This window comes from Longimicrobium sp. (assembly GCF_036388275.1).
Lineage (GTDB): Bacteria > Gemmatimonadota > Gemmatimonadetes > Longimicrobiales > Longimicrobiaceae > Longimicrobium.
This window is the reverse complement of record NZ_DASVSF010000003.1, coordinates 80542-104537: the sequence shown is the minus strand read 5'-3', so window position 1 is coordinate 104537 and position 23996 is coordinate 80542. Positions and strand designations below refer to the sequence as shown.

The following is a 23996-nucleotide window of genomic DNA, read 5'->3' as shown; positions in this document are numbered from 1 at the left end:
GTGGGCGTTTCAGCGGACGTCGCGGTATCAGCAGGGTGCCCGCCGAAGCGAGCCGTGACCGGGAGGCGCCTAAACGCTCGCTGCGCTCGCAGGCACCCCCGGTCGGCTCGCCTTTTCGCTGCGCTCAAAGGAAGACCGTTGTCGCGTCGCACGCTCCGCAAACCCACCCGCTGGACCCCCGAGGAGTGGGCCCAGGTCGAACGCGCCGCCGCCGACCGCGGCGTGCCCCCGCTGCGCTACGTCCGCGAGGCGGCGCTCGGAATGCCGAGCCCGTCCCAGCCCAGCCGCGGCCAGCCCATCACCCCCGCGCGCCGCGCGCGGTCGCTGTGGAACCAGCTCGCGCGCGTGATCAACAACCTCGATCAGCTCCGCCGCGTCGCCGAGGCCGACGGCGACGACGACGGCGTGCGCGTGCTCACCGCCGCGGCCGGCAGCGTGGAGTACGTGATCTCCGCGGCGCCGACCATGCTCGGGGCGCGTGGCGACGAGGTAATCAGGGGCGTGGTCGAGGCAGGGAATGCGCTGAACGCGCTCGCGCACCGCGCGAACACGGCCGAGGAGCTACCGCCGATGGACGAACTGCGCTCCGTCCTCGCTCAAGTCGAGAAAGCGGTTCGCGAAGCGCTGCCGTGATCGCGAACCAGACGTTCGGCGATGACTTCGGGGATTGTGGTGATTACCTGCGCAGGGGGAGGGGCCGCGTCGATCCGTCCCAGCGCGTGGGATGGGTCGAGTTCCAAAACCTGCCCACCCGGCGCATGGACATCGCCGAGCGCATCATGGCAGGCACGGCGAGCCTCTCGTACACCAGGAAGCCCGTCTTCCACCTGTCCATCAGCTTCGCGCCGGGTGATAGCGTGGACGAGGCGCTGATGAAGCGGGTGATGGCGCGAACGCTGGCGGACCTCGGGCTTAGCGAGCACCAGGCGGTGATCGTAGCCCACATCGACACCGATGATCCGCACGTGCACGCGATGGTGAACCGCGTGCACCCGGAGACGGGTGTGGCGTGGAGAGGGAGTTGGAGCCGATTGCGCACCGAGGCCAGCCTGCGACAGCAGGAGTTGGACGAGGGGCTGCGGGTCGTGCCCGGGTGGCTCGCCCCCGTGCCGGGGCACCCTGAGCTGAGACCGCAGCCGCGGCTTGCGCGTGCGGACCAGGAGTTCCTGCGCGAGGTGCAGGAGCGCGCTGGCCCGGTGCTGGAGCGCGCACGCTCCTGGGCCGACGTAGAGGCCGGCCTGGCGGAGTTCGGGTTGTCCGTGCACGTGAACGGGCGCGGGATGTCCGTCACGGACGGACGGCGGCTGGTGAAGGCCTCGGAGGTGGGACGACAGTTCTCCCGCGGCAACTTGGAGAAGCGGCTGGGCCGATACTCCGACTACAGCGCGCGCGTCGCTGTGGCCAGCACGACACTCGTGCGTGATCCGCGAGGTGTGCCTGCAGCGCACCTCGGCGTTGAGAGCGAGGGCCAGCCGGAGACTCGCGCCGTATCGGACCCACAACTGCGGTTCAGCCTGCACGAGGAAGGTGAGACGATTGGAGTCTGGGACAGCAGGGGCCCGCAGTTCTTCTTCGCGGACACGCGGGAACGGGCGGAGGCGGAGATGCAGCGCGCCGAGTGGCTCGCCGCCCGCTACCCGAACATCCGTGCCGTGCGCTGCTTGCGGGACATGGACGGCGAGTGGCGCGACGCCCGCGGATTGCCGCGACTTCCGGAGGATAAACGGCGGCCGCATCGCACCGTGCATCCGCTGGCGGTTGCAGAAACAACTGTCCACACGGCAACGCCGGAAGAAGAGCGTCCCGCCCCCGCACCTGCCCCGGAGCTGGTGCGCGAGAATGCGAGCTTCCTCGATGAAGTGCGGTCACAGGCTAGGCTCATTCTGCGGCTGTCGGAATCGTGGACGGAACTGGAGCACGACCTTGCCGAAGTCGGCCTATTTCTCCGCGTGAAGGGCGGCGGCTTTGTCGTGACGGACGGTGAGCGGGAATTGAAGGCGTCCGAAGTAGGACGCGAATTCTCGCGCGGCCATCTGGAGAAGCGTCTCGGGCGGTACCCAGAGATACCCGTCGCTGAGGCTGACGCCATGTCAAAGACGCCTACGCCTGCTGTGCAGCCGGAGCTTCCAACGGAGCACGTCGAGCTTGCTCAGCCTCATGCGCCAGAGGCCGCACCACGGGAATCAGCGGAGCTGAATGCGCCCCGGTTCAGCCTGTACGAGGACGGGGACATCTTTGGCGTATACGACAGCGCTGGGCCGGCGGTGTTCTTTGCCGATTCGCGCGAACGCGCGCTCGCAGAGGTGGAGCGCGCCAATCAGATCGTCGCTGTGTACCCGAAGGCGATCTCCATCGGATTCCTCCGTGAGATGGATGGTGCATGGCGGGCTTCCCGCGGGTTGCCGCGGCTCCCTGAACCGGAGGGCCACAAGAGCTCCGTTCAGTGGCCGGGCAGCGTTCAAGTGGGGGCCGGCCCTGTGGCTGAGACTGCGCCGGACGCCGAGATCGCCAGCCCCACGGTGGCGGAAGGCGGGGCGGAGCCGATCCGCGCCCTGGAGCCGCCCTCGCGCGCGGAGCCTATCAGGGAAGAAGGGGTAGCCCCGCCTCACCCACTGACGGAAGATACTCCGGACCAATCAGGCCACGAGCAGGGACGTGACGCCACTCGAGATACGCCCGAGAGTCGGCTGGATGTGCGGGATGAACCACGCCATTCCGCGATCCCCATCGTGGACCGCCTGCAGGACGAGCCGGCCGTGGATGAGGCCGTGCGTGCGTTCACTGAATTGGAGCACGCCCGCGCTGCGGCCGAGTTGGCGCGCGTATTTCGCGCGGAGCGGACGCGGGCCGAAGCGGTGCTCACGATCCTGGACCAGCAGAATGATGCGCTCGATCGCACCCAACGAGACTTCGAAACCACGGCAGCGAGGGTATACCTCGATCCTGCCGCAGCCATCACTCAGTGGGACGCGCTCGTTCTCAAACACAGGGGCAACCTGGAGGCCGCCGCCTCGCAGGTGAGGACGAAACCGGAAATCCTGGGGCCGCTGCTCACCGACTCCCCTTCCTCCGTCCTGGAATCGGTAGCCGAAATGTTCGGTTCCCTCAGCACTCGGTCGGCAAAAGAAGCTGTGCCGCAGCTGCTCCGCCGCGCCGCCCTGTACGCGCCGGCGCGGCGGGACGCGGCAAAGCCTGTCGAGTGGGAAGCACCGGACGGGGAGAAGATCGTCGGCCGCACGGAGGTGCGTTTGCGCGCGAACGCCGTCGTCGCCGAGCGAACAGTGCAGATCAAAGCCCTGGATGCAAGCATAGCGGACCTCGGCGGTATCTCTGGAGCCGAGACCAAGGTGCGGCTTGCCTTCGACTGGTTGTCCCCCGCTCAGCGGAGCCAGGCTGAACGGAAGATCACCGCGGGGGCGGCCGCCAGCGGCTCCTCGGAAACAGCCGTGGCCGTAAACCTGGCCGAGGTGCTCGGCAGGACGCACGACGCTGCGAAACTCGCGCGGGGGCTTGGCGAGGGACGCGGTGGGCTCTGACGAACGGCCCGACCCCCCACCGTGTGGCCTAGATTATAGACTAATCGACGGATCGAGGATGCCTGATCGGAATCCCCGGGAGCACGGGTTCACCTCGCACCAGGTCCCAGAGCAGTCGCGTTCTCTCCGGCGACATGGCTGCCTCCACCACCGCCTCGCGCTCCGCGTCGGTGAAGGCGGCGCCGTACCACCCATCCAAATTGCCCGGTGCGACCTGGGCCCTGACGTCTGTCATCAGATGGGCCAGCGTGGGAGCATCGACGGTGTCCGCTTCAGCTTCAGCCAGTACCTTTGTCATGACGGCGGTCCAGTCCTCGGCGGGCGTGGAGACCCGAACGGGTGCGCTCCCTCCGAACACCAGTACCGGGGCACCCCAGACGGCACCGCACGCACGTTCGATATATCGTGCGATACCCGCGATGCGCAGGATAACGACGCAAGCGAAGAGGAGGGAGCCGTCCGGCGACCGCCAGGCAGGGTCAATCGATGGGCGCCTGCCGTACTCGATCCCCTCAATGACTGACCAGTCGATGCGGTGAGCCGTCCCATCCCCAGGCCTCGCATAGCACCAGATCTCGGCAGTGCCGATTTCGTCCTGTGCAATACCAGCCGCAGCGGGGTGGTCGGCGACGCCTGACGCCTCGATGGGACATCCGAGGTGCCGGAGGTACGCACTTCCCGTAACGCTTTGGAGGTCGAACGTCGGAACCCCGTTGGACACGCGGCGCAGCGTCGCCTCGCGCAGTTCGTTCGCCAGTGCGGGGACCGGCTGGTCACCGTCCAGGAGACCCCCTTGCCGGAGGACGGGGGCGTTCGCCGCGAGCCAGGCTTCGACTGCCTGGCAGCGCACCGGGTCGTCCAACTCCGAATGGCCAGGCACGTCCGCTGCGACGAGCGCGGCCCAGGTCGGAAAGCCTGATTCTTCCGCGATAACGGCGAAGGCGTGCTTGAGTCTGACGTCCGTCCGCCGGGCGATCAGGGTGTCGGTGCCTAGGTCGCTGAAGGGGCGCAGCCGGACGAAACGGGCGGCGGCGCTCCGGGCGGTTTCCGGATCGGAACTGCCGAGGGCGCGGTGAAGCTGCCTCGCCGCACGGCGAAGCCGCTCCACCCGTAGGGTGGACTTCATGGGATAGCCTCCGGGGTCGTGTTGGATGTCCCGCTCCTGGCCAGTCGGGACGGACCGCGGAGGCCCGCGTGATGGGCCTGCGTCGGTGAATGTTCGGGGGTGGCCTCAGGTGCCTTTCGCAGGAGAGGCGGCCCCCGGGCTCGCCCCTTACCCTACACTATCGGCAATGCGGCGGGGCCGCAACGGCGACGGCAGTCCATCGGTGCGCTTGATGTCGTCGATCTACGGACGCGCCAGGTCCCCGTAGTGGTGATACGTGGTTGAACCGGACGTTGCCCAGCGCGAGGAGATTGCCGCAGGCGCTCGGAATACGGACCTCGCCCTCGGCTGCGCCCAGCGGGCGCGAGTGGGGGACCACCGTTTTGGGATACTCGACCGCGCAACCCCTGATCGCGAAGGAAGGACTGGATGCCAAGTACCTCCTCCGCCTCGCCCGGGACCTCGCCGCCCGCGCGAACGGCTGCAAGCTGCTGGTCTCGCGTTCGCGCTGAACGGCACGGAGGGTGATTCGTCAATGATCGCTTACGTTCCGGAGAGTGTAAGTGATCGCTAACCTGCTGATCCGCTCAGTCTTTAACCCCCGCAGAGAAAAGTGGTGGACGAGTCAGGCGCTGAGGCCAATCCGGCCAGTGCATCGCTCGTCATCCGTCTCAGAGGGGTTCTACGATGTCTCGCTGCCTCAACAAGGCCACGCTGATCGGCTACCTGGGCGCCGATCCCGAGATCCGCACCACCAGCGGTGGCGCCCGCGTTGTGCAGTTCTCGCTCGGCACCACGCGCCGGTGGAACGATCGCGACGGCAAGCCGCGCGAGAAGACGCAGTGGCACCGCGTCCTGGTGTGGGACAGCTTGGCGGCGACGTTCGGGTTTGTCGAGAAGTACCTGCGCAAGGGCGACCGCGTCTACGTGCAGGGCGAGATCGACTACCGCTCGTACGAGACGGACAGCGGCGACACGCGCTGGACGACGGAGATCAAGGCCACGGACGTGCTGGGTGTAGGCGAGACGGGGGGCGCTGAGCGGCGCAGTGGACGGAGCACACGCCCGGCGGCCGTTGCCGGTGAGGCAGAGCTCCAGCCGGCGCTGTAGGCCGATGAGGTACGACGCTCCCTATCCCGAGTTCAGCTGGTCCCACTCCCGGGACCGCGCCCTGGCGGAGTGCGCGCGCGCCTACTTCTGGCGCTACTACGGCGGCCACCGAGGCTGGTCGCCGGAAGCGCCGGAGGAGGCGCGGCTCGCCTACGCGCTCAAGCAGCTCACGTCATTTCCCATGATCGTGGGGACGGCCGTGCACGACTGCGCCCGCGAGTGCGCAGAAGCGGTGCGCCGCGGCAGGCCCCGCCCCTCATTCGACACCATGCTCGTCCGGGTATCCGAGGCGCTGAACCGCGCGGTGCTCGGCTCGCACCACCGCGACCTCTTCCAGCGCGATCCCAAGCGCGTGGTGATGCTGCAGGACGCGTGGTACTCCGGCCGCTCGTCCTCGGCCGGGGTTGCCGGCGCGGTGGCGAAAGCGCGCCTCTGCCTCCGCACGCTAGAGGCGTCGCGGGTCTGGGCGGACCTGGAGGCATGCCGGCCCGAGTGCGTGACGGTGCCGGAGGGCCCCGAGGCGTTCGTGCACGAGGGCTGGCCGATCTACGCCGGCCCGGACCTGGTCTACCGCCCGGATGAGCGGCGCGTCGTCATCCTCGACTGGAAGACGGGGGACGAGAGCGACGCCGACCTGCAGATTGCGTTATACGCGCTCTACTGCCGCACCGTGCTGGGGCTCCCTTTCCGCGATGACGAGTGGTTCGGCCGCGTGGTGAACCTATCCACGGGAGACGACACCACATTCGAGATCTCTCGCCTGGATGTGATACACGCTGCGGAGCGCATCCGTGACAGCGTACAGGCGATGCAGGTGCTGCTGGCCGATCCGGATCGCAACGCGCCGCGCCCGATCTCCGACTTCCCGCTGCCTGAACCCGAGCGGCGCCGGCGCTGCCCCTACTGTCCCTTCTACGCCCTCTGCCACGACGAACTGGAGGAGGTGGAGTTCGGACGCTGCGCTGACGCCGAGGCGTAGCGCGAACAGGGAAGGACAGGGCAGAGCCACCGGGGCGGTGCGGGGCGGGGGAGGGCCCGGTCCCCCCTTGCCCCGACCGGCCGCCGTTCACAATTTCTTTCACAGTTTCCAGCGCCTACCACGGTGCGCCGGGTGACGCCCAGTTACGGAAATCGTAGGAAAATCGCGGGTTTTCAGGCTTTGCGGCGAGTGCAGTTTTGGCGGACCGGTCCTCCGGAGCCAAAGGTCACAGGTTCGAATCCTGTCGGGCGCACTTCTTCAAACAAGCCCCCGCTTGCACTTGGCAGGCGGGGGCTTGTTGCGTTCTGAGTGTCCGGGGACAAACCCGGGACAACGATTTTCAAGCCGTACGGGGTGACGGACCCGCTGCCGTACTTCGGGCAACGTGTCGAAGTGCTCCAGCCGGTACTCCACGTGCTCCGACCGATACACGGCGCTGCCCAGGTGGAAGTAGGTCGCCAGCACCATGCGCACCGTCGGGGTAGACTTCGCCTCTGCACCCGGAGATCGAGAAGAACGCGCGCGCAGCCGGAACCTCACCGCCCTGTGAGACGAGATTTCGCGGCCAGCCTCACGATCCTGGTGCAGACGTCCCGCGCGCAATTGGAGTACGCGCAGGCGGCCGCGCCGGTGACCCCAATCATCTTGGAGGCCAACCGGGGGGGGCGATCGAAGCACGTCGTCTCCTTGCGGCAGAGCAGTTCGTCTGCATAATCTACTGGTGGGGACTGGTGCTACGTGCACGGCGCAGTACCCATCTTCTCCTTCCCGCCGCAAACGGCACCCAGTCGCGAGGGCGACTGCGGAGTACTGCCGCGGCGACCCCACCGGCGCTTTGACGCGCACCTGCGCCCCTGCGGAGCGGCTCACGTATTAGCACCGTTAGCGCGCGCCGGTGCCTCGTACGTCATTCGCATAAAGATCATTGAATGCAACCGCTCATCGACCAGATCCGCCAGTCGGGTCAAACCGAGTTCTTTTGGATGTTGGTGGGCATCATCATCGGCAAACTCGTTGAGCGGGTCTGGCGAGCGGGGGCCAACATCGTTTCGGAGCGGCGCATCCGCCGCCGGTTGGCCGAACAGGAATCGACAAGCGAACATCGATTGAACGTTGCCACCCTGGGCAGCGCCAGCCCCTACGATCTGAAACGGGATTTACGCCTCTCGCATTCAAACAGGTGCTTACGCGTGGTGCCGCCTACGGACATTCTTGAGAGGCTGTTGGGAACCTCAGGTGATTCCGATGCGGGGTGGGTTCGCTCGGAGCCGGTCGCATTCGATGGCTCATCAGATTACTCCGAGTTGATCATGACGACCGGGATTGCCGATCTCGCTGCACGAATTGAGAGGCACAGACGCTGGGTCGCGGAGGATTTTCTCCATCGCCGGCACGGATGCCATTTCAACCAGCCGAAGTTCGGAGTGTATAGGCTCGATACACTCCAGCGCGCTGGGCAAGATGAGCGACCTGTACTCCGAATGGAGGTCTACAACACCGATTATTTCACCCATCGGGTATTTCGGTCTGTGTACCGCGAGTTGGTACAGGAGGGGCATCCGATTGCGCGATGCACCTACGGTGACCTCGCAAGATACAACTGCTTCACCACCTCGTTCGGCGTTAATGCGTTCCTGATCCTGAAGTCCGATGCCGCGCACAGCGACGTTATCGCCCTTGCACAACGCTCTCGCCTCGCCGCCGGCAACATACGAGGCGAGATCTTCTCGGCGACTGTCAACGAGGGCCTCTCCAGTACAGACGTGAACTACTTGGGCCAAGTGGATTTGGTGCAATGCCTGGAGAGAGGATTTGACGAGGAGGTGGGGCTAACCAGGCAGGATCTGAGTGACGCTCGATACAACTTTTACGATGTTTTCCTGGAGCGAAGTCGGTTCGAGCTGGGGCTGACCTGCGGGGTTGTGGTGTCGGGGATCACTCCAGAGGAGTTCTCGCGGAGAGCGGAGGTCGCGAAGGACCGCGTCTTGGAGATCGCGGCCCTGCGTTTCCTCACCTACACTAGGTCGTCGCTGCAGAAGTTCATAAACGAGCACCAATTCGTTCCGCACGCTTTGTTCACCCTGCTCAGAGTCGCGGTGCGCGACCAGATCTATTTAGAACTCCGTGCACTCGAAGGTGTTCGTCCAGACCTGGAGAATTCCCACCCCTGACGCTGGGTTCAGCTGGATATTCCTCCCGGCAAACTTGCCGGAAGCAAGCCGTCCATGAAGAACGCAGACGGACTACCCCCTGCGGGAGTTCATCGGTTGTTGAAGCCGCCGAGCCACGTCGTATCGGCGGCCAACCATTGCGGGGCTCCAGTGCGCTAAAGCCTGCGCGCGATCCCAAATCCCATTCCGGACGAGTTGGACGACGTGGACGCTCGAGGCAGGGGCCCGCCCCGCCGCCGTCCACAATCGATGCCGTGCGCGCGTCCTGCGGAGGGGACAGCGCGGCTCCGGCGGTGATCCGGGCGGGCGGGCATCCGGGTGCGCCGCAACGACATCCGCAGGCGCCGCCATGAGGGAGCCTTTCTTGCTCGTCATCGGTCTGTACGCCCGCCCGTCCACGCCCCAGGAGGATCACATGACCCGCTCCCACCTTGCAGCTGCGCTCACCGCGCTGTTCATGGCCGCCGTCCCCGCGGCTGCGCAATCCGCGCAGGATCCCCCCCTTCCCGTGCTGACCGGGCGTGTGGTGGACCGCGTCAGCGGCTCCCCCGTCGCGGACGCCATCGTGTACGTGGGCCGGGAGGACCGGGCGATCGCGGCGGGCGAGGACGGGCTCTTCCAGGTTCGCCTGAAGCCGGGGTACTACCAGGTGGAGGTGAGCCGCCTCGGGTATGCGCATCTCACCACCTCGGTTTCCATCGGCACCGACGACAGGGGTCTTACGATCGAAATGGAGCCCGAGCCGATGCTGCTGGAGCGCGTGCAGGTGTTCGGCGATCGGCTGAAGAGCCGCCGCAACGCCAGGCCCACGTCGGTGGTGGCGTTCGATCGGCGGGAAATGGTGGCGTCAGCCTCGCCCCACGTGCTGGCGTTCGTCCGGTCCCGGGTGGGACTTGCCCCCGTGGCCTGCCGCACCTCCGGCAGTCTCACGCCGTGCGCGTACGTGCGTGGCCAGTCCGTTCCCGTCTCCGTCACCGTCGACGGGATGCCGACGGTCGCCGGGCTCAACGCGCTGGCGACGTATCGCGGCGACGAACTGCACATGGTGGAGGTCTACGGCGGTGGCCGGCTCGTGAAGGTGTACACCGTGGCATACGTCGAGCAGATGGCTCGCAATGGCTGGCATCCCTGACGGCTGCCGCACGACGAGATCCTCCCGTTTCATGAATGAGCCCCCGCTTGCAGCTGGCAGGCGGGGGCTGGCTGCGTCCTGGACGTCCACGCGCCATGAACCCGCGGGATGGGCGCCATCTCGGCCCCACGCCCCCTGCCCCGGCGGACGATCCACCCGCGTTGCCCCGCGCCCTCATCTTGACGCGCAGCGTAGAGTGATCCAGAATCTGGAGCACTCCTGGCCGCGAGAGAGCTGAATGACGCCGAAGGGAATCAGGGAATCGCAAGCGGGAGGGTTGGGCGAGCTGCTGGCTTCGCCGGCGTTCGCGCGGCTGCTCCTTCACTTCGCGATGCGCGACGACGACGAGCCCGAGCACGTGCGCGGCCTTCAGCGGCACTGCGGGTTGTCGATGAGCTCGCTGAACCGCGAGCTCAGGCGGCTGGAGTCGCGCGGCCTGGTGCGGCGCATCGAGAACGACGGGCGTGTGCTCTACCGGGTGGATGACGATCATCGCGGCTGGAAGACGCTTCGCCGGCTGATCCGCGACTTCGCCGATCCCACCGAAGTGGTGGAAGCGGCGATCGCGGGGGTGGAGGGCATCCGGCTGGCGTTCGTGTTCGGCTCCACGGCGCGCGGCGACGCCCGGGGAGACAGCGACGTCGACGTGCTGGTGGTCGGCGACCTTGGGCCCGATTCGCGGTTGGGCCACCATGCGGCGGAGGCATCGATGCTGTTGGACCGGGACGTGGAAATCCGAACCTATACCCCCGAAAAGCTCGCCCGGCAGGTCGCGGCGGGGAACGCCGTGCTCCGCCGCATCCTGGACGGTCCGAAGCGGTGGATCGTGGGTGACGATGCGCTGCTGGCGGAGGTGGCGGGGTGAGCGCGCACCGCATCCAGCGGCTGCTGGAGGCCCGCAACCTGGAAGAGGTGCCGGCAGAGGACGCGGAGGTGGCGGCGATCTGGGCCGCGGCCCTTCGCGAGTGGTCCGACGCCTCCGTCGCGGGCCTCAGCGTAGCCGGTGCCTACACCCACGTATACCAGGCGGCGTTCCGCGCGGCGACGGCGGTCGTCCGTTCCGCGGGGTATCGCCCCCGCGGGGCGGTGGGCGGGCACCACTACGTGACGTTCTACGCCGCCTCGGCGCTCGGCGACGCGGATTTGCAGCGAAGCGCCGACGCCATGCAGAACATCCGGGGAGGGCGTCACACGGCGTTGTACGGCGACGAGGAGGAGCTCGACAAAGACGACCTGACCGGTGCGCGCCGCAACGCCACGGCGCTGCTGGACGCGGTTCATCGCCGGATCGTATCCACGCGGCCCTCCCTCGCGAAACGGCTGGCCGCGCCTCCCCGGCCCTGACGCGATCGACCCGTCAGGCCCACGAAGCCCCGTCTCCGCGGACGGGGCTTCGTCGTCCTCCAGGTGCGCGCCACGCTTGCCCCCGGCGCGGACCCGCCGCAGTTTTGGCCAGGCCCTGCAGCACCCGCCTCTCGCCCCCCGATCCCCCACCCGCCGAGCCGTCATGGGCGCGACCATCTGGACGTACTTCACCGATTACGACGAGCAGCCGGACCGCGCGCTGCACCGGCTTCGGGATGAGATCTTCGATGCGGGACAGTATCGCCGCCCGTGGGAGTTCCCGGACTTCTTCGTGGGCGTGCGCGATCTTCCCAACGTGCGGTTGAAGACACGCCTGACATTGTGGGTCCTGGAGTCGCTGTACACCACGATCGAGCTGTTCCGGTGGGCCGCCTGGGGCTTCCGCTCGCCGTCCTCCATCGAGGAGGCGGTCGCGTGGGCCGAGGAGGATGGAACCCACTCCATCCTCGACATCGAACGTACGGGCATGTACCGCGGCTTCGGCGTCGCCATTCCGCTCTCCGAGCTACGCCTGCGCGAGTTCTTCGGCACGACGGAGCCCGGGCGGGACGCGGCGGAAGAAGCGGCGCATGAGATCAGCTGCTCGCTGGCACGCTGGGAGGCGGTCTACTTTCCCGTCTACGAAGACGGCAAGCCCCGGCACCTGGTCTTCATCGGCGTGTCAGGCGATTGAGGCACGGAGTGGATCGACGAGCCGCGGAGGAGCGCTACTGCCCCTCCGCGGCTCTCGTCGTTTCCCCCCTGCACGGTGCAGCCGCGCGGCTGCACCTGACACGCTCCGGCTGCACCGGCATCTGGCTTAGTTAACGCCTAAGTAGTCGTCTCCGAACGACTTGCGAATATGCGCAGCCCGGTCCCGCGGTTGCCTTGTTGGTCCACGTAGACACGACGGATCGACAACCAACCGGAGCGGACGATGAAATCCATAGCGAGAACGATCAGTGCGACGATGCTGTTGACGGCATCCTGGGCGGGAACCCTGCACGCACAGCAGTTCCCGGCGGAGAAGGCGGCCGAGGCGCGAGCCGCGGTGCAGGAGTGCAGCGCGGCGGGCGCGCGCAAGGACGAGGCGGCGGCGCGGCCCGCGGCGCAGCGCGCGTCGGCGCTCCTCGCCGAGTGGCTGCGGGCCGAGCCCAGGGGTGTGGAGCCGCGGGTAAGGATGGCCAACCTGCGTGCCGGCTGCGAGCTGCCCTTCGCCGACATGATGGGGAAGGGCACGCTCATCGGGCAGGCGAACACCCTGCTGGAAGAGGCGCTGCAGATCGACAGCACCCACTGGGAGGCGCGCTTCACCCTGGCCATGCACCACTTTCACACGCCCGAGTTCCTGGGGCGCGGACCCGAAGCCATCCGCCACCTGGAGATCCTGCTGCGCCAGCAGGGCGAAGGCACGCGGCCCGGCTTCGCGCGGACCTACCTGGTCCTGGGCGACCTGTACCGCCGAGTGAAGCGCGAGGAGGATGCGCTGGCCGTCTGGCGTCGCGGCGCCGCGCTCTTTCCGGAGCACGCGGAGCTGCGGGCGCGGCTCGGGGGCGCTCCGGCCGGTGCCGTGGCCGCGGCCGGGCGCGAGGGCGGACCGGCGCTCGCGCTGGCGCCGATCGTCGTGGAGGCCGGCACGCGCATGGACGACACCCGCAGCCAGGTGGCGCTGACGCGCGTGGACGTGCTGGTGACGCCGGGCGGCACCGCCGACATCATGCAGGCGTTCCAGACCGGCCCCGGCGCCACGCGGGCCGGCGAGGGGAGCGACCTGTACGTGCGCGGCGGCGACCCGGCGGAGTCGCCGGTGTTCGTGGACGGCGCGCGGCTCTTCTACCCCGGGCGCTACGAGACGCTGAGCGGCGCCTCGTTCGGCATCCTGGACGCGCAGGTGCTGGACGCGGCCTACTTTTCCAGCGGCGGCTTCGGCGCGCGCTACGGCAACGCGCTCAGCGGCGTGCTGGACGTGCGTACCATCGGCCGGCCAGACACGCGCACGGTGCGGCTGAACGCCAACACGGTGCAGGCGGGCACCCGCATCGACCTGCCCACGTCGCCCAACACCGGCGCCTGGGCCACCGTCCGGGCGACCGACGCGCGGCTGATGATGGCCATGCACGGCCGCGAGGGCGAGTTCCAGCGCGCCCCCGCCGCGGTGGAGGGGATGGGCGGCGCCGTGTGGGAGCCGCGCGCGGGGAGCGAGGTGAAGCTGGTGGCGCTCGCGGACGAGGACGTGCTTTCTCGCGACGTGGATGCGTACGGCTGGACGGGTCCGTTCGAAAGCCGCGGCAGCAACCGCCTGGCGTCGCTCAGCGGGCGCACGCTGCTGGCGGGCGACCTCGTGGCGCTGCGGGGCACGGTCAGCGGCTCGCGGCGGAGCACCCACTTCACCTTCGGCGTGCTGGACCGCGAGCGTACGGACCGCGGCGCCACCGGGCGGGTGGACGCGGACGTGTCGCTCCCCGGCGGCGGGCGTGTGTCGGTGGGGGTGGAGGGTGCGTGGATGGACGCCACGGAGGCGGGCCGCTTTCCCGCGACGGACCGCCTGTCGCCCGGCGCGCCGACGGTTGCGCTGAACGAGAGCGACGATGCGGGGCACGTGGGCGGCTACGTGGAGGTGGAGCGCGCGCTCTCGCCCTCGCTGGCGCTGATCGCTGGCGTGCGCGCCGACCGCCTGCCGGGCGAGGAGTCGTGGACTGCGGACCCGCGCCTCGCGCTGGCGTACCGCACGGGTGAGTGGACCCTGCGCTTCGGCGGCGGGCTGTTCCACCAGGGCCGCTGGCGCACGAAGTACCGTGTGCCCGATGCAGGCACACCCGGCGGCATTCCCACGCGGGCGGAGCACCTGGTGGCGGGCGCGGAGCGCGCCGGCGATCCCTCGCTCAAGGTGGAGGGCTACGTCAAGCGCTACGGCGGATATGCTGAAGACGGGGACGGGCCGCGGATCGAGGCGGGGCGCGTGGCCGGGATGGACGCCATAGTCCGGTGGAGCGGCGAGCGCCGCCTGAACGGCTGGATCACCTACTCGTTCCTGGACGGCCGGGTAGACCTGGAGGACGGCGGCAGCGTGCCCTCCGCCGTGGACGTGCGGCACTCGCTGACGGGCGTGGCGCGGTGGAGCGTACGGCCGATGTGGGAGCTGGGAAGCACGCTGCGGCTGGGCAGCGGCCGCCCGTTCACGGACATCGACGGCGGGCGGACGGGCGCGGGCGGGCGCATCTCGCCCATCTACGGCGCGGTGCACGGGTCCCGGCTGCCGGGGTACGCGCGGCTGGACGGGCGCATCAGCCGCTACCTGCCCATGCGCGCGGGCATCGGCATCGTGTACCTGGAAATGCTGAACCTGCTGGACAGAAAGAACGTGCAGGGGTATACCTACAGCGACGGCTACGCCGAGCGCCGCCCCGTCCACTCCTACTTCTCGCAGCGCACCCTCGTCCTGGGCCTGGGGCTCACCTTCTGATGAACGCACTGGCGGCGGGAGAGGCGTTCTTCGCACTAGGGGTCACCGTCTTTTCCGCCCTCACGCTGCTGCTGTTCAACCCGCGCAGCGCCGGCGTGCGGTGGTACGCGCTCTTCCAGCTGTGCATCGCGGTCTGGCTGTTCGCGCAGGGCATGGGCTTCGCCACGGGCGAGTGGGATACGTGGCGGCCGTGGATCAGCGGCGCGGTGCACCTGTCGCCGGGGTTCTTCCTGGCGTTCGCGCTGATGCAGACGGTGCGCTCGCTGCCCTACGCACTGGGCGCCCTCGGCCTTGGGTTCGCGCTGCTGCCGCTGGACCAGCACCTGGTGACGATGAGCTATGCCCGGCCGGTTCTGCTCACGTGGACGATCGGCGGATGGGTGCTGGCGACCGCGCTGTTCGTGCGGATCATGCGCCGCGAGCCGCGCAGTTCCGCGGCCGAGCGGCGGCTGGGGCGCACGCTGCTCCTGGGGATCGTGATGGTGATGCCCATCGGGATTCTGAGCAGCGTGCTCACCCGCGGGTCGCTGGGCATCTACGTGATGCCGCTGGCCATGGTGTGGATCCAGCTGCTGCTGTTCGTGGGCGTGGCGCGGCTGCGCTTCTACAACATCGAGGTGCGTGCCGTCCGCACCGGAGAGTTGGCGGCCGCCGCGGCGGAGCAGGAGCGGCTGGCGGTCGTCGGCGAGCTGAGCGCCTCGCTGGCGCACGAAATCCGCAATCCGCTCACCGGCGTGCGCTCACTCGCCCAGCGGCTGGCGGAGGAGGAGATCCCGGACGACAAGCGGCGGCGCTACGCATCCGTGATCCTGGAAGAGGTGGGCCGCGTGGAGCGGCTGGTGACCAACCTGCTGGGTATCGCCAAGCGCGCCCCGCGGCTGAGGGATGCGGGAGCGAGCACGCCACTAGGTCCGCTGTTCGAGGACCTGGGGCTGCTGGTGGCGGGCCGGGCGGAAAAGGCAGGCGTGCGCCTGTCGTTGGACGCACGCGGGCTGACGGCGCCCGGCGCCCGCGAGCCGCTGGCGCAGGCGCTGCTGAACCTGCTGCTGAACGCGGTCGCGGCCTCGCCCGTCGGCGGCACGGTTTCGCTCGCCGCGCGCGAGGTGTCGGGCGGACTGGAGATCACGGTGCGCGATTCCGGCCCTGGGGTGCCCCGCGACCAGCGCGAGCTCATCTGGGAGCCCTTCCACACCGGCGGCGCGGGCACCGGGCTGGGCCTCGCCGTCGTCCGCCGCCTGTCGCGAGAGGAAGGGTGGATGGCGGAGGTAGGCGACGCCCCCGGCGGCGGCGCCGAGTTCCGCATCATGATCCCAAGATCGAGCGTCCCAGTGACGAATCCGGTAAGTCCGTGAGTTGGTTCAGGAGGTGGAACGATGGGCGTAACTGTCCGATCGATCAGCGAAATCACGGATGACGCGATGACCCTGCTCACTCGCGAGATGGGCGTCGCCGACACGCTTCGTTTCCTCAGCCAGTTCAACATCGGGTTGGGGAACTACACAGAAGAGCGTGACGCGCTGTTTGGCGATATGACGCAGGACGAGTTCTTCGCGGAAGCGCGCCGCCGGTTCCCCACGCGTTCGTCCGATGCAAGCGTTTCGACGACCCCGAACCTGCCGGACCGCATCACCGTCAATGCCGCACAATGCGGGGGCCAGCCATGTATCCGGGGCTATCGCATCCGCGTGATCGACATCCTCGATCTGCTGGGTGCAGGGTCGAGCATGGACGAAGTGCTGGAGGAGTTCGAGAACCTTGAACGCGAGGACATCCAAGCCGTGATGCAGTACGCATCGCTCCTGATTCGTCGCAGCCCAGCTGTTGCCGGGTTCGCGATGGCGACCGGGGCGGGGAACTACACTGAGGAGCGAGACGCGCTGATCGGCGATCTGACGCTGGAAGAGATCTCCGCGCGAGCCCGGCGCCTGCGTGGTTCCGAGCTGTGAGAATCCTGGTCGTCGATGACGAGCGAGCGATCCGCTTTTCGCTCATGGAGCTTCTGCAGGACGACGGGCACGAGGTGCGCGAGGCCGAGCACGCGCCCGCGGCCCTCGCTGCGCTGGAGCAGGCGCCTGCCGACCTCGTCCTTTCCGACCTCACCATGCCGGCGATGGACGGAATGGCGCTGCTGGAGGAGGTCCGCGCCCGCCATCCCGAAACCCTCTTCGTCCTCGTCACCGCGCACGGGGACGAGCGGACGGCGGTGCGCGCGCTGGGGCAGGGCGCGTACGGCTACGTTCCCAAGCCCTTCGACAACGACGAAATCCGCGCCGTGGTCCGCCGCGCGCGCGAAGTGCTTTCGCTGCGCGCCGAGAACGGGCGGCTGCGGCGCGAGCTGGCGGGCGACTTCCGCGGGCTGATCGGCGACTCTGCGGCGCTGCGCGAGGTGGTGCGCGTCATCCGGCGCGCCGCGCCTACGGAAGCCACGGTGCTCGTTACCGGCGAGAGCGGCACCGGCAAGGAACTGGTCGCCCGCGCCGTGCACGACGAGAGCCGGCGGCGCACGGGGCCGTTCATCGCCCTCAACTGCTCCGCGCTTCCCGGCGAGCTGGTGGAGCGCGAGCTGTTCGGCCACGTGCGCGGCGCGTTCACGGGCGCGGACCGCGACGCGGAGGGGCTGTTCGAGGCGGCGGACGGCGGCACGCTGTTCCTGGACGAGGTGGGCGACCTGGCTCCGCCCGCGCAGGCCAAGCTTCTGCGGGCGTTGGAGGAGCGGCAGGTGACCCGGCTGGGATCGACGAAGCCCGTGCCCGTGGACGTACGGATGGTCGCGGCCACCAATCGCCCGCTGGAGGCCATGGTCGCCTCCGGCGCCTTCCGCGACGACCTCCTGTACCGGCTGCGCGTGATCGCCCTCCAGATCCCGCCGCTGCGCGACCGGCGCGAGGACGTGATGCCCTTGGCGCTGCACTTCCTGGCGCACTTCGCCGGGCGCTACGGACGGCCTGTGCGCGGCTTTTCCGACGCCGCGCGGCGTCTTCTGCTGTCCTATGACTGGCCGGGGAACGTGCGCGAGCTGCGCAACGCGGTAGAGCGGGCGGTGGTGATGGCCGAGGAGGACGAGATCGGGGCGGGGGACGTGCCGCCGCAGCTGGCGGAGAGCCGCGCGCCCGTGGGGCCGGTGGATGCCGCGCTCGCCGACCTCCCCTTCGCCGAGGCGCGCGACCGGGCGATGGAGGCGTGGGAGCGGCGCTTCCTGGCCGCCGCGCTGGAGAGGCACGGCGACAACGTGTCCGCCACCGCCCGCGCGCTGGACCTGCACCGCCAGAGCCTGCAGAAGCGGCTGCGCTCGCTGGGACTCACGCGGGAAGGGCCGGCAGACGGACCCGGCCCATCGGCGTAGCACCGGCGATCCGGGTTCAGGCCGGTACACAGCGAGCCGCGGAGGCGCATCCAGCACCTCCGCGGCTCATCAGTCCTGCGCGGCTGCGATCAGGGTGCCGCCGCTCGTGGCGCCGCGTCGTCGAAGGTGCCCCAGCGGCGGTACCAGTCCATCATGTACAGCTGCGTCCTCATCCAGTTGGAGGGCCGCGACCCGGTGCCGTGGTACTCGCCCGCGAAGCGGAGCAGCGTCGTGGGAACGCCCCGCATCTTCAGCGCGGCGAAGTATTCCTCGGACTGCGGCATGGGCGTCCGCAGGTCCAGTTCGCCGGTCATGATCAGCGTGGGGGTCTTTACGTTGCCCACGTACATCAGGGGCGACTGCTTCAGCCAGGCCTGCGGATCTTCCCAGAAGGGCCGGTCGAAGAAGTTGGACACGAACAGCGGAACGTCGGTCTGGCCCGCGAAGCGCAGCCAGTTGATCACCGGACAGCGCACGGCCGCCGCGCGGAAGCGCTCGGTGTGGCCGATCACCCAGCTGGTGAGCACGCCCCCGCCGCTGCATCCCCCCACGAAGAGGTTGGCGGGGTCTACGTACCCGCGGGCGATCACCGCGTCCACACCCGCCATCAGGTCGTCGTAGTCCACGCTGGGGTACGCGCGCTGGATGGCGTTGCCGAACTCGGTGCCGTACCCGGTGCTGCCGCGCGGGTTGGTGTACAGCACCACGAACCCGTTCGCGGCGAAGTTCTGGAACATCGTGTTGAAGCCCACGTTGTACATGGCGTGCGGGCCCCCGTGGATCTCCATGAGCAGCGGGTACTTGCGCGCCGGGTCGAACGACGGGGGCTTTACGATCCACCCCTGCACCCGCGCCCCGCCCGACGAGGTGTACCAGATCTCCTCGACCTCGCCAAGCGCCACGTTCTGCAGCACGTCGTCGTTCACCCGCGTCAGGCGTGTGACCTCGCCCGGGTTGCGCGCCTCGAAGCGCACCACGTCGCCGGGCTCACGCGCCGTGCTGCGTACGCCTACGCCCACGCCGCCGCGGGACAGGGAGTTGAGCGTGAGCACCTGCGCGCCCCGGGTCACCGGCCGCACGCCGCCCTGGAGCGGGGCGAAATAGACGTTGCTCGCTCCTTCGCTCTGGGCCGTGAAGTACACGCCGCCGCCGTTCGCGGCCCAGACCAGGTTGTCGGGATCGCGGTCGAAGTTGCCGGAGATGCGCCGGATGCCCCCGCCGTCCGCGCGCATCAGCCACAGGTCGCCCGCGCGGTAGCTCATCCGCGAATACGGCGCGCCCACGAAGGCGATCTGGCTGCCGTCGGGAGAAACGGCCGGCTTTCCCCAACTCCCGCGGTCGGGCGTCAGCTGGCGCACCGCGCCGTTCGCCACGTTTACCGCGTACAGGTACGAGTCGCGGTAGATGCTGTCGGGGTTCTCGATCTTCAACCCCTCGATGACGACGGTTCTCCCGTCGGGCATCCAGTCCCACGCCACGCCGCCGGGAAGCTGGTCGAAGCGCGACCCTACGCTCCAGTCGCCCGTCGTCACCTGGCGCGCCGTTCCGCCATCCGCGGGAACCACGAACAGGTGAATGTTGCCGGCCTTGAGGAACCCCTGCCGGTCGGCCCGGTAGTGCAGCCGGTTGACCACGCGGGGCGCCTCGGTCCACTGCGCTCCCGCGGGCGCGGCGGGAAGGTCGATCTTCCAGGGGGTTTCCTGCGGCACGAACTGCGTAAAGCCCAGCGACCGTCCGTCGGGAGACCAGCGCACGTTGGCGGGGTTCTCGGAAAGGCGGGTGACCTGGCTGGCGCCCTCGGCATCCAGGTACTTCACCCACACCTGCGTCCCCTTGGGCTCTCCCTCGGCCAGGTAGGCGATGCGGGTTCCATCCGGCGACCACGTGGCGTTGGATCCGTTCACCAGGAACCGGTTGCGGGTGCCGTCGGCGTTCACGATCCACAGGCTGGATTCCCACCGGTCCTTCAGCTTGTCTACCCAGCGCCGGGTGTAGACCACGTGGCGCCCGTCGGGAGAAATCTGCGGATCGGCAACCGTCTCGAAGTCCAGGATGCGGGCGGTGGTGAACAGCGAGTCGGAGCGAACCTCCTGCGCGGCGACGGGGAGCGGGGCAACGCCCGCGGCCAGCACCAGCGCGACGGCGGCGGCCGCCGGACGGAGAGTGTTCATGGGGTTCCTTTGCCATCGGCGAATGGAAACGGGCAACTTCCCCCATCGTAGAGACCATCGCGCCGGGCGGCAAGCGCGGCAGGCGCCCGGCGTTCGGTCAAAGCTTAGGCGGGGTCCATCCCGTCCCGCTGCTCCTGCGGCGAAACGGCGGCGCGCAGCAGTAGCCACATCTCGGACTCGCTGAACCCCGCCCAGTCCGCGGGAAGCGGATAGAAACGGCGCGTCACGTCGCCACATTGAAAGCACAGCCACCCGCCCACCATCAGCTCGGGAAGCGACTGGCTGGACCGGGAAGCGTCGGGGATCACCTCCCACACGGTCCACGAAACGCCATCGGGGTCGTTGAAGGTGCGAAGCGTCATCTGCGGCGGCGGACGCGCGGGTCTAGACGGCTCCCGCTCGGGTTCGGTGCTCTCGATGTGCGTGTGTCTCGCAATTATGCTGTGCGCCGCGCGGCAGTGCAACGAAATCCTTCATTTCTCACGCGGAGCCGTGCAGAAAAGCAGAGAGCCGCGGAAGGCATCGAAGCCCTCCGCGGGTCATCAGTTCCTCCGCGGCTCCGCGTGAACCCGTCTCCCGCCGTGAGCGCGGATCAGCCGTCCGCCATGATGTCCAGCAGCTGGCGGAGGGTGGTTTCGCCACGGTCGCGGGCGTACCAGGTGCGGACGTCGCGGTAGATGTCGTCCGTCGTGCGGATGCCGGCCCGTTTTTCCCGCAGCACGAATTCCTGCAGCTCCGCCGGACGCGGACCCCAGTGCCCCGCCACCGTCCCGTTCTCGCGCAGCACGATCGCGATGGGGATCGAGCGCGAGCCGTTGGTCAGGAACGCATCCATCAATTCCGGGTTCTCGTCGCGCTTGGCTACGCGCAGCTCCACCTGGGGAAGCGCTTCGGCCAGGCGCGCCATCCAGGGAATGGTGTTGCATGCGTCGCCGCACCAATCCTCGGAAATCACCAGGATCCGCCACCGCCCGCCGATCTCCTGCCCGCGCTGCGTTGCCCACTCCGGGGCCCGGGCGCGCTGCCAAGTGCCCTTCCACATCTCGGCGAGCTTCACCACCTCGTGGTTCAGGTAGTCGTCCCAGCTGAACGCACCGTCCCAGCAGGCCTGCAGGTCCAGCTCCGTCGTCGTCGCCATCATCTCTCCCTCGTCCACGCGTCCCCGCCACGGGGGTGAGATCGCGTGCAAATGCTACGCTGGCGTGCGCCGGGTGCGCGCCGCTCGCTGCTGCGTGGTGGTACACCGGTCTGCGGACGAGGATCGGCGCAACGGACGGACGGAGCCACGCAAGTGCTTGCACGAAGGCAGGATGCAGTGGATGGAACGAGGACGCGCGGCGTCGCCGGGGCGGGGCAGGTGGGGGCGGGGCGGCAGCGTTCATGCAAACGGTGTCCGGTACAGCGGATTCCTTTACGTTTGGCTTCCTCTGCTGGTGTTTAGTGTGTGCGGCTCTGATGTGCGAGCGGCCCCGCGTGGAAACTTTCTCCGCCCTCTCTCTCCTGCCGGACCGGTTGCCTCGTTCGTTCACAACGGAAGGCCGTCCTCATCTCGCTCTGCGGTCTCCTGTGGCGCCGGGGGCGTTTGCGCAAGTACAAACTGAGAGGCGGCGCTAAGGCTTCCAGGATTCTTTCCCTTGTTCTTCGCTTCGGCTCTCTGGCGCATCAGCTCGCGAACCGCGGGCTCCACGTACACAAAGCGATAGATGTGAGGGAGAGCGTCAAGCATATATGCTGCCTCACCTACTTCAACGTCGATCCACTCGCCCGAATCGTCTTGCTCCCCATGCCCGGCCACGTTCCCAAAGCAACGGATTGTGTTCATCAGGTCGGCGACCAGGGGCGGGAGTGTCTGTGCACTGCTGTACTGATCGATCAGGGTGCCCAGCATCCCACGCTTCGTTTTGAGTTGCTGCCGCAGCACTATCTCTAACTGGCGCCTGCACAGAAACGCGGCGCTGTTCGGAGAGATGTGTTCCACGGCGGCTGCCTCCCCGTACAGCTCTCGCAGTCTCTCCGGGACCTCGGTGGGTAGCTGCGCCCGAACCCCGCTGTTCGGTGGGTAGAGAACTTGTACGTGCTCATCTGAATCTTCATGGCTGCCGTGTGACCAGTACTTAGTGAATCGCTGATACAGCACGGTGGGGCGGCGGCAGACCGGTCTAGAGCAAACGCCGATGTAGAAGCTGTGGTATGCCTCAGCGGCTTCATCATCATCCCGACCTGGCCCTGTGTGCCGATACGAGAGGGAGGGTACGCCCTCAGGCCGGGAAAACTGCACAGCAAATCCGCAGTGCCCACACGGCCCCTCAGTTAGTTGGATGCCTTGGTCGCGCTTGTTCTGAGTGCGGAAATGCTCGCCTACGTTCTCGCTGAGTGACACAAGAGGACCCCGCCGCGGGTGGATGAATCGGAGAGCACGCGCCTTCTGCCCTGACGCTAAACTATTTCGAGATATGGGGCAATGCGGACCCGGCCTGCGCTAGCAGCCGCGCATATGGCGGGACGGAAGAGGCTCGCCCGTGGCTGCCGACGGGCACACCAGAGGGGAAAGAGGAACCCTCCAGCAGCCTTAGGTAGGCACTCCGGGGCGCGTTCAGGTCGCAGGCGGATCGGGCAGCACCTCAGTCGGGGGCTGCGCATTGGCTGCAATCGCTCCGATGATTAGCGGCGCAGATATGCCCACGTTGGCTGCCAGGATCGGGGTCTGAATCCCGTAGGCTACTGCAAGTCCCCCGGCAACGACGGCCAAGAGCACGCGCGCGATCCAGAAAGATACGGTCTTGTACCTCTTCGGCAGCCGCGAACGATCAGCGTAGCCGTTCAATGCCACAACCTCTACGGCCAAGCTCCCGGCGAAGCCCCACAGAAAGGTAGCTAGCGGGGTCATTGCGCCCCCCCGGTAAAGCCCCTCGGGCCGATGTTTCCGATCCATTGCAGAGCCCGGAACAGAAAAACCGCTCTTGTGTGCGCCCGGCGAGCAGCCTTCACGTCCCGAGCTAGCGCCTGGTGCTCGGCTTCGATTGCGCGGCTCCGGGACTCTATGTCGGCCACTAGCTGGGGCTCGCGGTCTGCAAACTTTACACGAAATGTCTCAAAGTTCTGAAGGAATCTGCCGATGTCGCCTTCATCTCCGCTGCGCTCTACTTCTTCGAAGTCGCGCTGGAATTGCTCAAGCTCCTCCCGAAGGCCTTTCGCCTCCTCTGCGGCAGGCTCGACTGTCGCCGCGAAGCTGCGTACGCTGTCTTTGAAGGCTGCCATGCGCTCCCCGATCTCGTCTATCCGGCGGTCTAGATAGACGATGTGGGCATGCAGCAACCGCAACGCGATCACACCTGAGGCCGTGCCGCCGACGAGGAAGGCGAACAACAGGACAGAGATGCGTGCGAGGGCGTCCCAAAACTCGCTATTCAATGTTCACCGCCCTTCCCATTTTGGCTTTTTGATCGGATCCGGTGCACCGCGGCGAAGTTCTGAAGCTGCGTTAAGGTAGCTTCTGCAGACTCTCGCGGCCCGTGCACCGTCACTGCCTTGTACTGCCTCTTACGGTTCGTGTCCCACGCCAGGATACCCGGCCGAGCCATCGATTCTCCGGCTCTGACAGATCCCTGCTGCCTGACCCAGGTGTGCCGGATGACCGCGGGG

General features: G+C 68.0%; 19 protein-coding genes. 13 read left to right on the top strand and 6 right to left on the bottom strand.

The annotated features are described in order from the left end of the window. Nucleotides 1-138: 138 nt before the first annotated feature. Both VF632_RS02235 and VF632_RS02230 read left to right on the top strand, forming a co-directional pair. On the top strand, nt 139-633 hold the full coding sequence (locus VF632_RS02235) for a plasmid mobilization protein (RefSeq protein ID WP_331021216.1): 495 nt from the start codon (nt 139-141) through the stop codon (nt 631-633). Further along, nucleotides 630-3536 carry a relaxase/mobilization nuclease domain-containing protein gene (locus tag VF632_RS02230; protein WP_331021215.1) on the top strand — a complete coding sequence of 969 codons (2907 nt, stop codon included), beginning with the start codon at nt 630-632 and terminating at the stop codon, nt 3534-3536. The genes VF632_RS02235 and VF632_RS02230 overlap by 4 nt, the downstream gene beginning before the upstream one ends. Nucleotides 3537-3576: 40 nt before the next feature. Here VF632_RS02230 and VF632_RS02225 read toward each other — a convergent pair whose 3' ends face one another. Beyond that, nucleotides 3577-4662 (bottom strand): hypothetical protein, encoded by a 1086-nt coding sequence (locus VF632_RS02225; protein ID WP_331021214.1) that lies wholly within the window; start codon nt 4660-4662, stop codon nt 3577-3579. A 666-nt stretch (nt 4663-5328) separates the two neighbouring features. On the opposite strand from VF632_RS02225, the gene VF632_RS02220 reads away from it, so the two are divergent. The 11 genes from VF632_RS02220 to VF632_RS02170 all read left to right on the top strand — a co-directional run bounded on the left by VF632_RS02220 (nt 5329) and on the right by VF632_RS02170 (nt 18183). Next, complete coding sequence (locus VF632_RS02220; RefSeq protein WP_331021213.1) at nt 5329-5751, top strand: single-stranded DNA-binding protein; 423 nt, start codon at nt 5329-5331, stop codon at nt 5749-5751. Between the two features lie 4 nt (nt 5752-5755). Beyond that, on the top strand, nt 5756-6730 hold the full coding sequence (locus VF632_RS02215) for a PD-(D/E)XK nuclease family protein (RefSeq protein WP_331021212.1): 975 nt from the start codon (nt 5756-5758) through the stop codon (nt 6728-6730). 929 nt (nt 6731-7659) lie between these two features. After that, on the top strand, nt 7660-8901 hold the full coding sequence (locus tag VF632_RS02210) for a hypothetical protein (RefSeq protein WP_331021211.1): 1242 nt from the start codon (nt 7660-7662) through the stop codon (nt 8899-8901). Between the two features lie 415 nt (nt 8902-9316). Next, complete coding sequence (locus tag VF632_RS02205) at nt 9317-10033, top strand: carboxypeptidase regulatory-like domain-containing protein (RefSeq protein WP_331021210.1); 717 nt, start codon at nt 9317-9319, stop codon at nt 10031-10033. Between the two features lie 238 nt (nt 10034-10271). Beyond that, entirely contained in the window at nt 10272-10898 is a 627-nt protein-coding gene (locus tag VF632_RS02200; protein ID WP_331021209.1) for a nucleotidyltransferase domain-containing protein, read from the top strand. Then, a complete protein-coding gene (locus VF632_RS02195) occupies nt 10895-11377 on the top strand; it encodes a hypothetical protein (protein ID WP_331021208.1) in 483 nt (160 codons plus the stop codon). Before VF632_RS02200 ends, VF632_RS02195 begins: the two co-directional genes overlap by 4 nt. Before the next feature lie 163 nt (nt 11378-11540). Next, nucleotides 11541-12071 (top strand): hypothetical protein, encoded by a 531-nt coding sequence (locus VF632_RS02190; RefSeq protein WP_331021207.1) that lies wholly within the window; start codon nt 11541-11543, stop codon nt 12069-12071. Nucleotides 12072-12347: 276 nt separating this feature from the next. Beyond that, entirely contained in the window at nt 12348-14840 is a 2493-nt protein-coding gene (locus tag VF632_RS02185) for a hypothetical protein (RefSeq protein ID WP_331021206.1), read from the top strand. Next, nucleotides 14840-16192: a sensor histidine kinase gene (locus tag VF632_RS02180; protein ID WP_331021205.1), complete on the top strand. Its 1353-nt coding sequence runs from the start codon at nt 14840-14842 to the stop codon at nt 16190-16192. Before VF632_RS02185 ends, VF632_RS02180 begins: the two co-directional genes overlap by 1 nt. Nucleotides 16193-16213: 21 nt before the next feature. Further along, nucleotides 16214-16786, top strand: a complete 573-nt coding sequence (locus VF632_RS28190) for a DUF433 domain-containing protein (protein WP_331021204.1) — start codon at nt 16214-16216, stop codon at nt 16784-16786. Then, entirely contained in the window at nt 16783-18183 is a 1401-nt protein-coding gene (locus tag VF632_RS02170; RefSeq protein WP_331021203.1) for a sigma-54 dependent transcriptional regulator, read from the top strand. The genes VF632_RS28190 and VF632_RS02170 overlap by 4 nt, the downstream gene beginning before the upstream one ends. An 89-nt stretch (nt 18184-18272) precedes the next feature. Here the strand turns inward: VF632_RS02170 and VF632_RS02165 are convergent, their stop codons facing one another. From VF632_RS02165 to VF632_RS02145, 5 genes are all read right to left on the bottom strand, one after another. Continuing rightward, nucleotides 18273-20354: a S9 family peptidase gene (locus tag VF632_RS02165; protein WP_331021202.1), complete on the bottom strand. Its 2082-nt coding sequence runs from the start codon at nt 20352-20354 to the stop codon at nt 18273-18275. 104 nt (nt 20355-20458) lie between these two features. Further along, the gene (locus VF632_RS02160; RefSeq protein WP_331021201.1) at nt 20459-20716 is read right to left on the bottom strand and encodes a hypothetical protein; all 258 of its coding nucleotides are present in this window, start codon (nt 20714-20716) and stop codon (nt 20459-20461) included. A gap of 230 nt (nt 20717-20946) precedes the next feature. Further along, nucleotides 20947-21495 (bottom strand): thioredoxin family protein, encoded by a 549-nt coding sequence (locus VF632_RS02155; protein WP_331021200.1) that lies wholly within the window; start codon nt 21493-21495, stop codon nt 20947-20949. A gap of 384 nt (nt 21496-21879) precedes the next feature. Beyond that, the gene (locus VF632_RS02150; protein WP_331021199.1) at nt 21880-22332 is read right to left on the bottom strand and encodes a DUF4145 domain-containing protein; all 453 of its coding nucleotides are present in this window, start codon (nt 22330-22332) and stop codon (nt 21880-21882) included. A 905-nt stretch (nt 22333-23237) separates the two neighbouring features. After that, nucleotides 23238-23720, bottom strand: a complete 483-nt coding sequence (locus VF632_RS02145; RefSeq protein WP_331021198.1) for a hypothetical protein — start codon at nt 23718-23720, stop codon at nt 23238-23240. Between the last annotated feature and the right edge of the window lie 276 nt (nt 23721-23996).

Excerpts from the sequence above, each read along its gene's own strand:
- VF632_RS02220 (WP_331021213.1), top strand. The coding sequence starts at position 5,329 with ATGTCTCGCTGCCTCAACAAGGCCACGCTGATCGGCTACCTGGGCGCC.
- VF632_RS02215 (WP_331021212.1), top strand. The coding sequence starts at position 5,756 with ATGAGGTACGACGCTCCCTATCCCGAGTTCAGCTGGTCCCACTCCCGG.
- VF632_RS28190 (WP_331021204.1), top strand. The coding sequence starts at position 16,214 with ATGGGCGTAACTGTCCGATCGATCAGCGAAATCACGGATGACGCGATG.
- VF632_RS02225 (WP_331021214.1), bottom strand. The coding sequence starts at position 4,662 with ATGAAGTCCACCCTACGGGTGGAGCGGCTTCGCCGTGCGGCGAGGCAG.
- VF632_RS02205 (WP_331021210.1), top strand. The coding sequence starts at position 9,317 with ATGACCCGCTCCCACCTTGCAGCTGCGCTCACCGCGCTGTTCATGGCC.
- VF632_RS02200 (WP_331021209.1), top strand. The coding sequence starts at position 10,272 with ATGACGCCGAAGGGAATCAGGGAATCGCAAGCGGGAGGGTTGGGCGAG.
- VF632_RS02210 (WP_331021211.1), top strand. The coding sequence starts at position 7,660 with ATGCAACCGCTCATCGACCAGATCCGCCAGTCGGGTCAAACCGAGTTC.
- VF632_RS02180 (WP_331021205.1), top strand. The coding sequence starts at position 14,840 with ATGAACGCACTGGCGGCGGGAGAGGCGTTCTTCGCACTAGGGGTCACC.
- VF632_RS02185 (WP_331021206.1), top strand. The coding sequence starts at position 12,348 with ATGCTGTTGACGGCATCCTGGGCGGGAACCCTGCACGCACAGCAGTTC.
- VF632_RS02155 (WP_331021200.1), bottom strand. The coding sequence starts at position 21,495 with ATGATGGCGACGACGACGGAGCTGGACCTGCAGGCCTGCTGGGACGGT.
- VF632_RS02190 (WP_331021207.1), top strand. The coding sequence starts at position 11,541 with ATGGGCGCGACCATCTGGACGTACTTCACCGATTACGACGAGCAGCCG.
- VF632_RS02160 (WP_331021201.1), bottom strand. The coding sequence starts at position 20,716 with ATGACGCTTCGCACCTTCAACGACCCCGATGGCGTTTCGTGGACCGTG.
- VF632_RS02165 (WP_331021202.1), bottom strand. The coding sequence starts at position 20,354 with ATGAACACTCTCCGTCCGGCGGCCGCCGCCGTCGCGCTGGTGCTGGCC.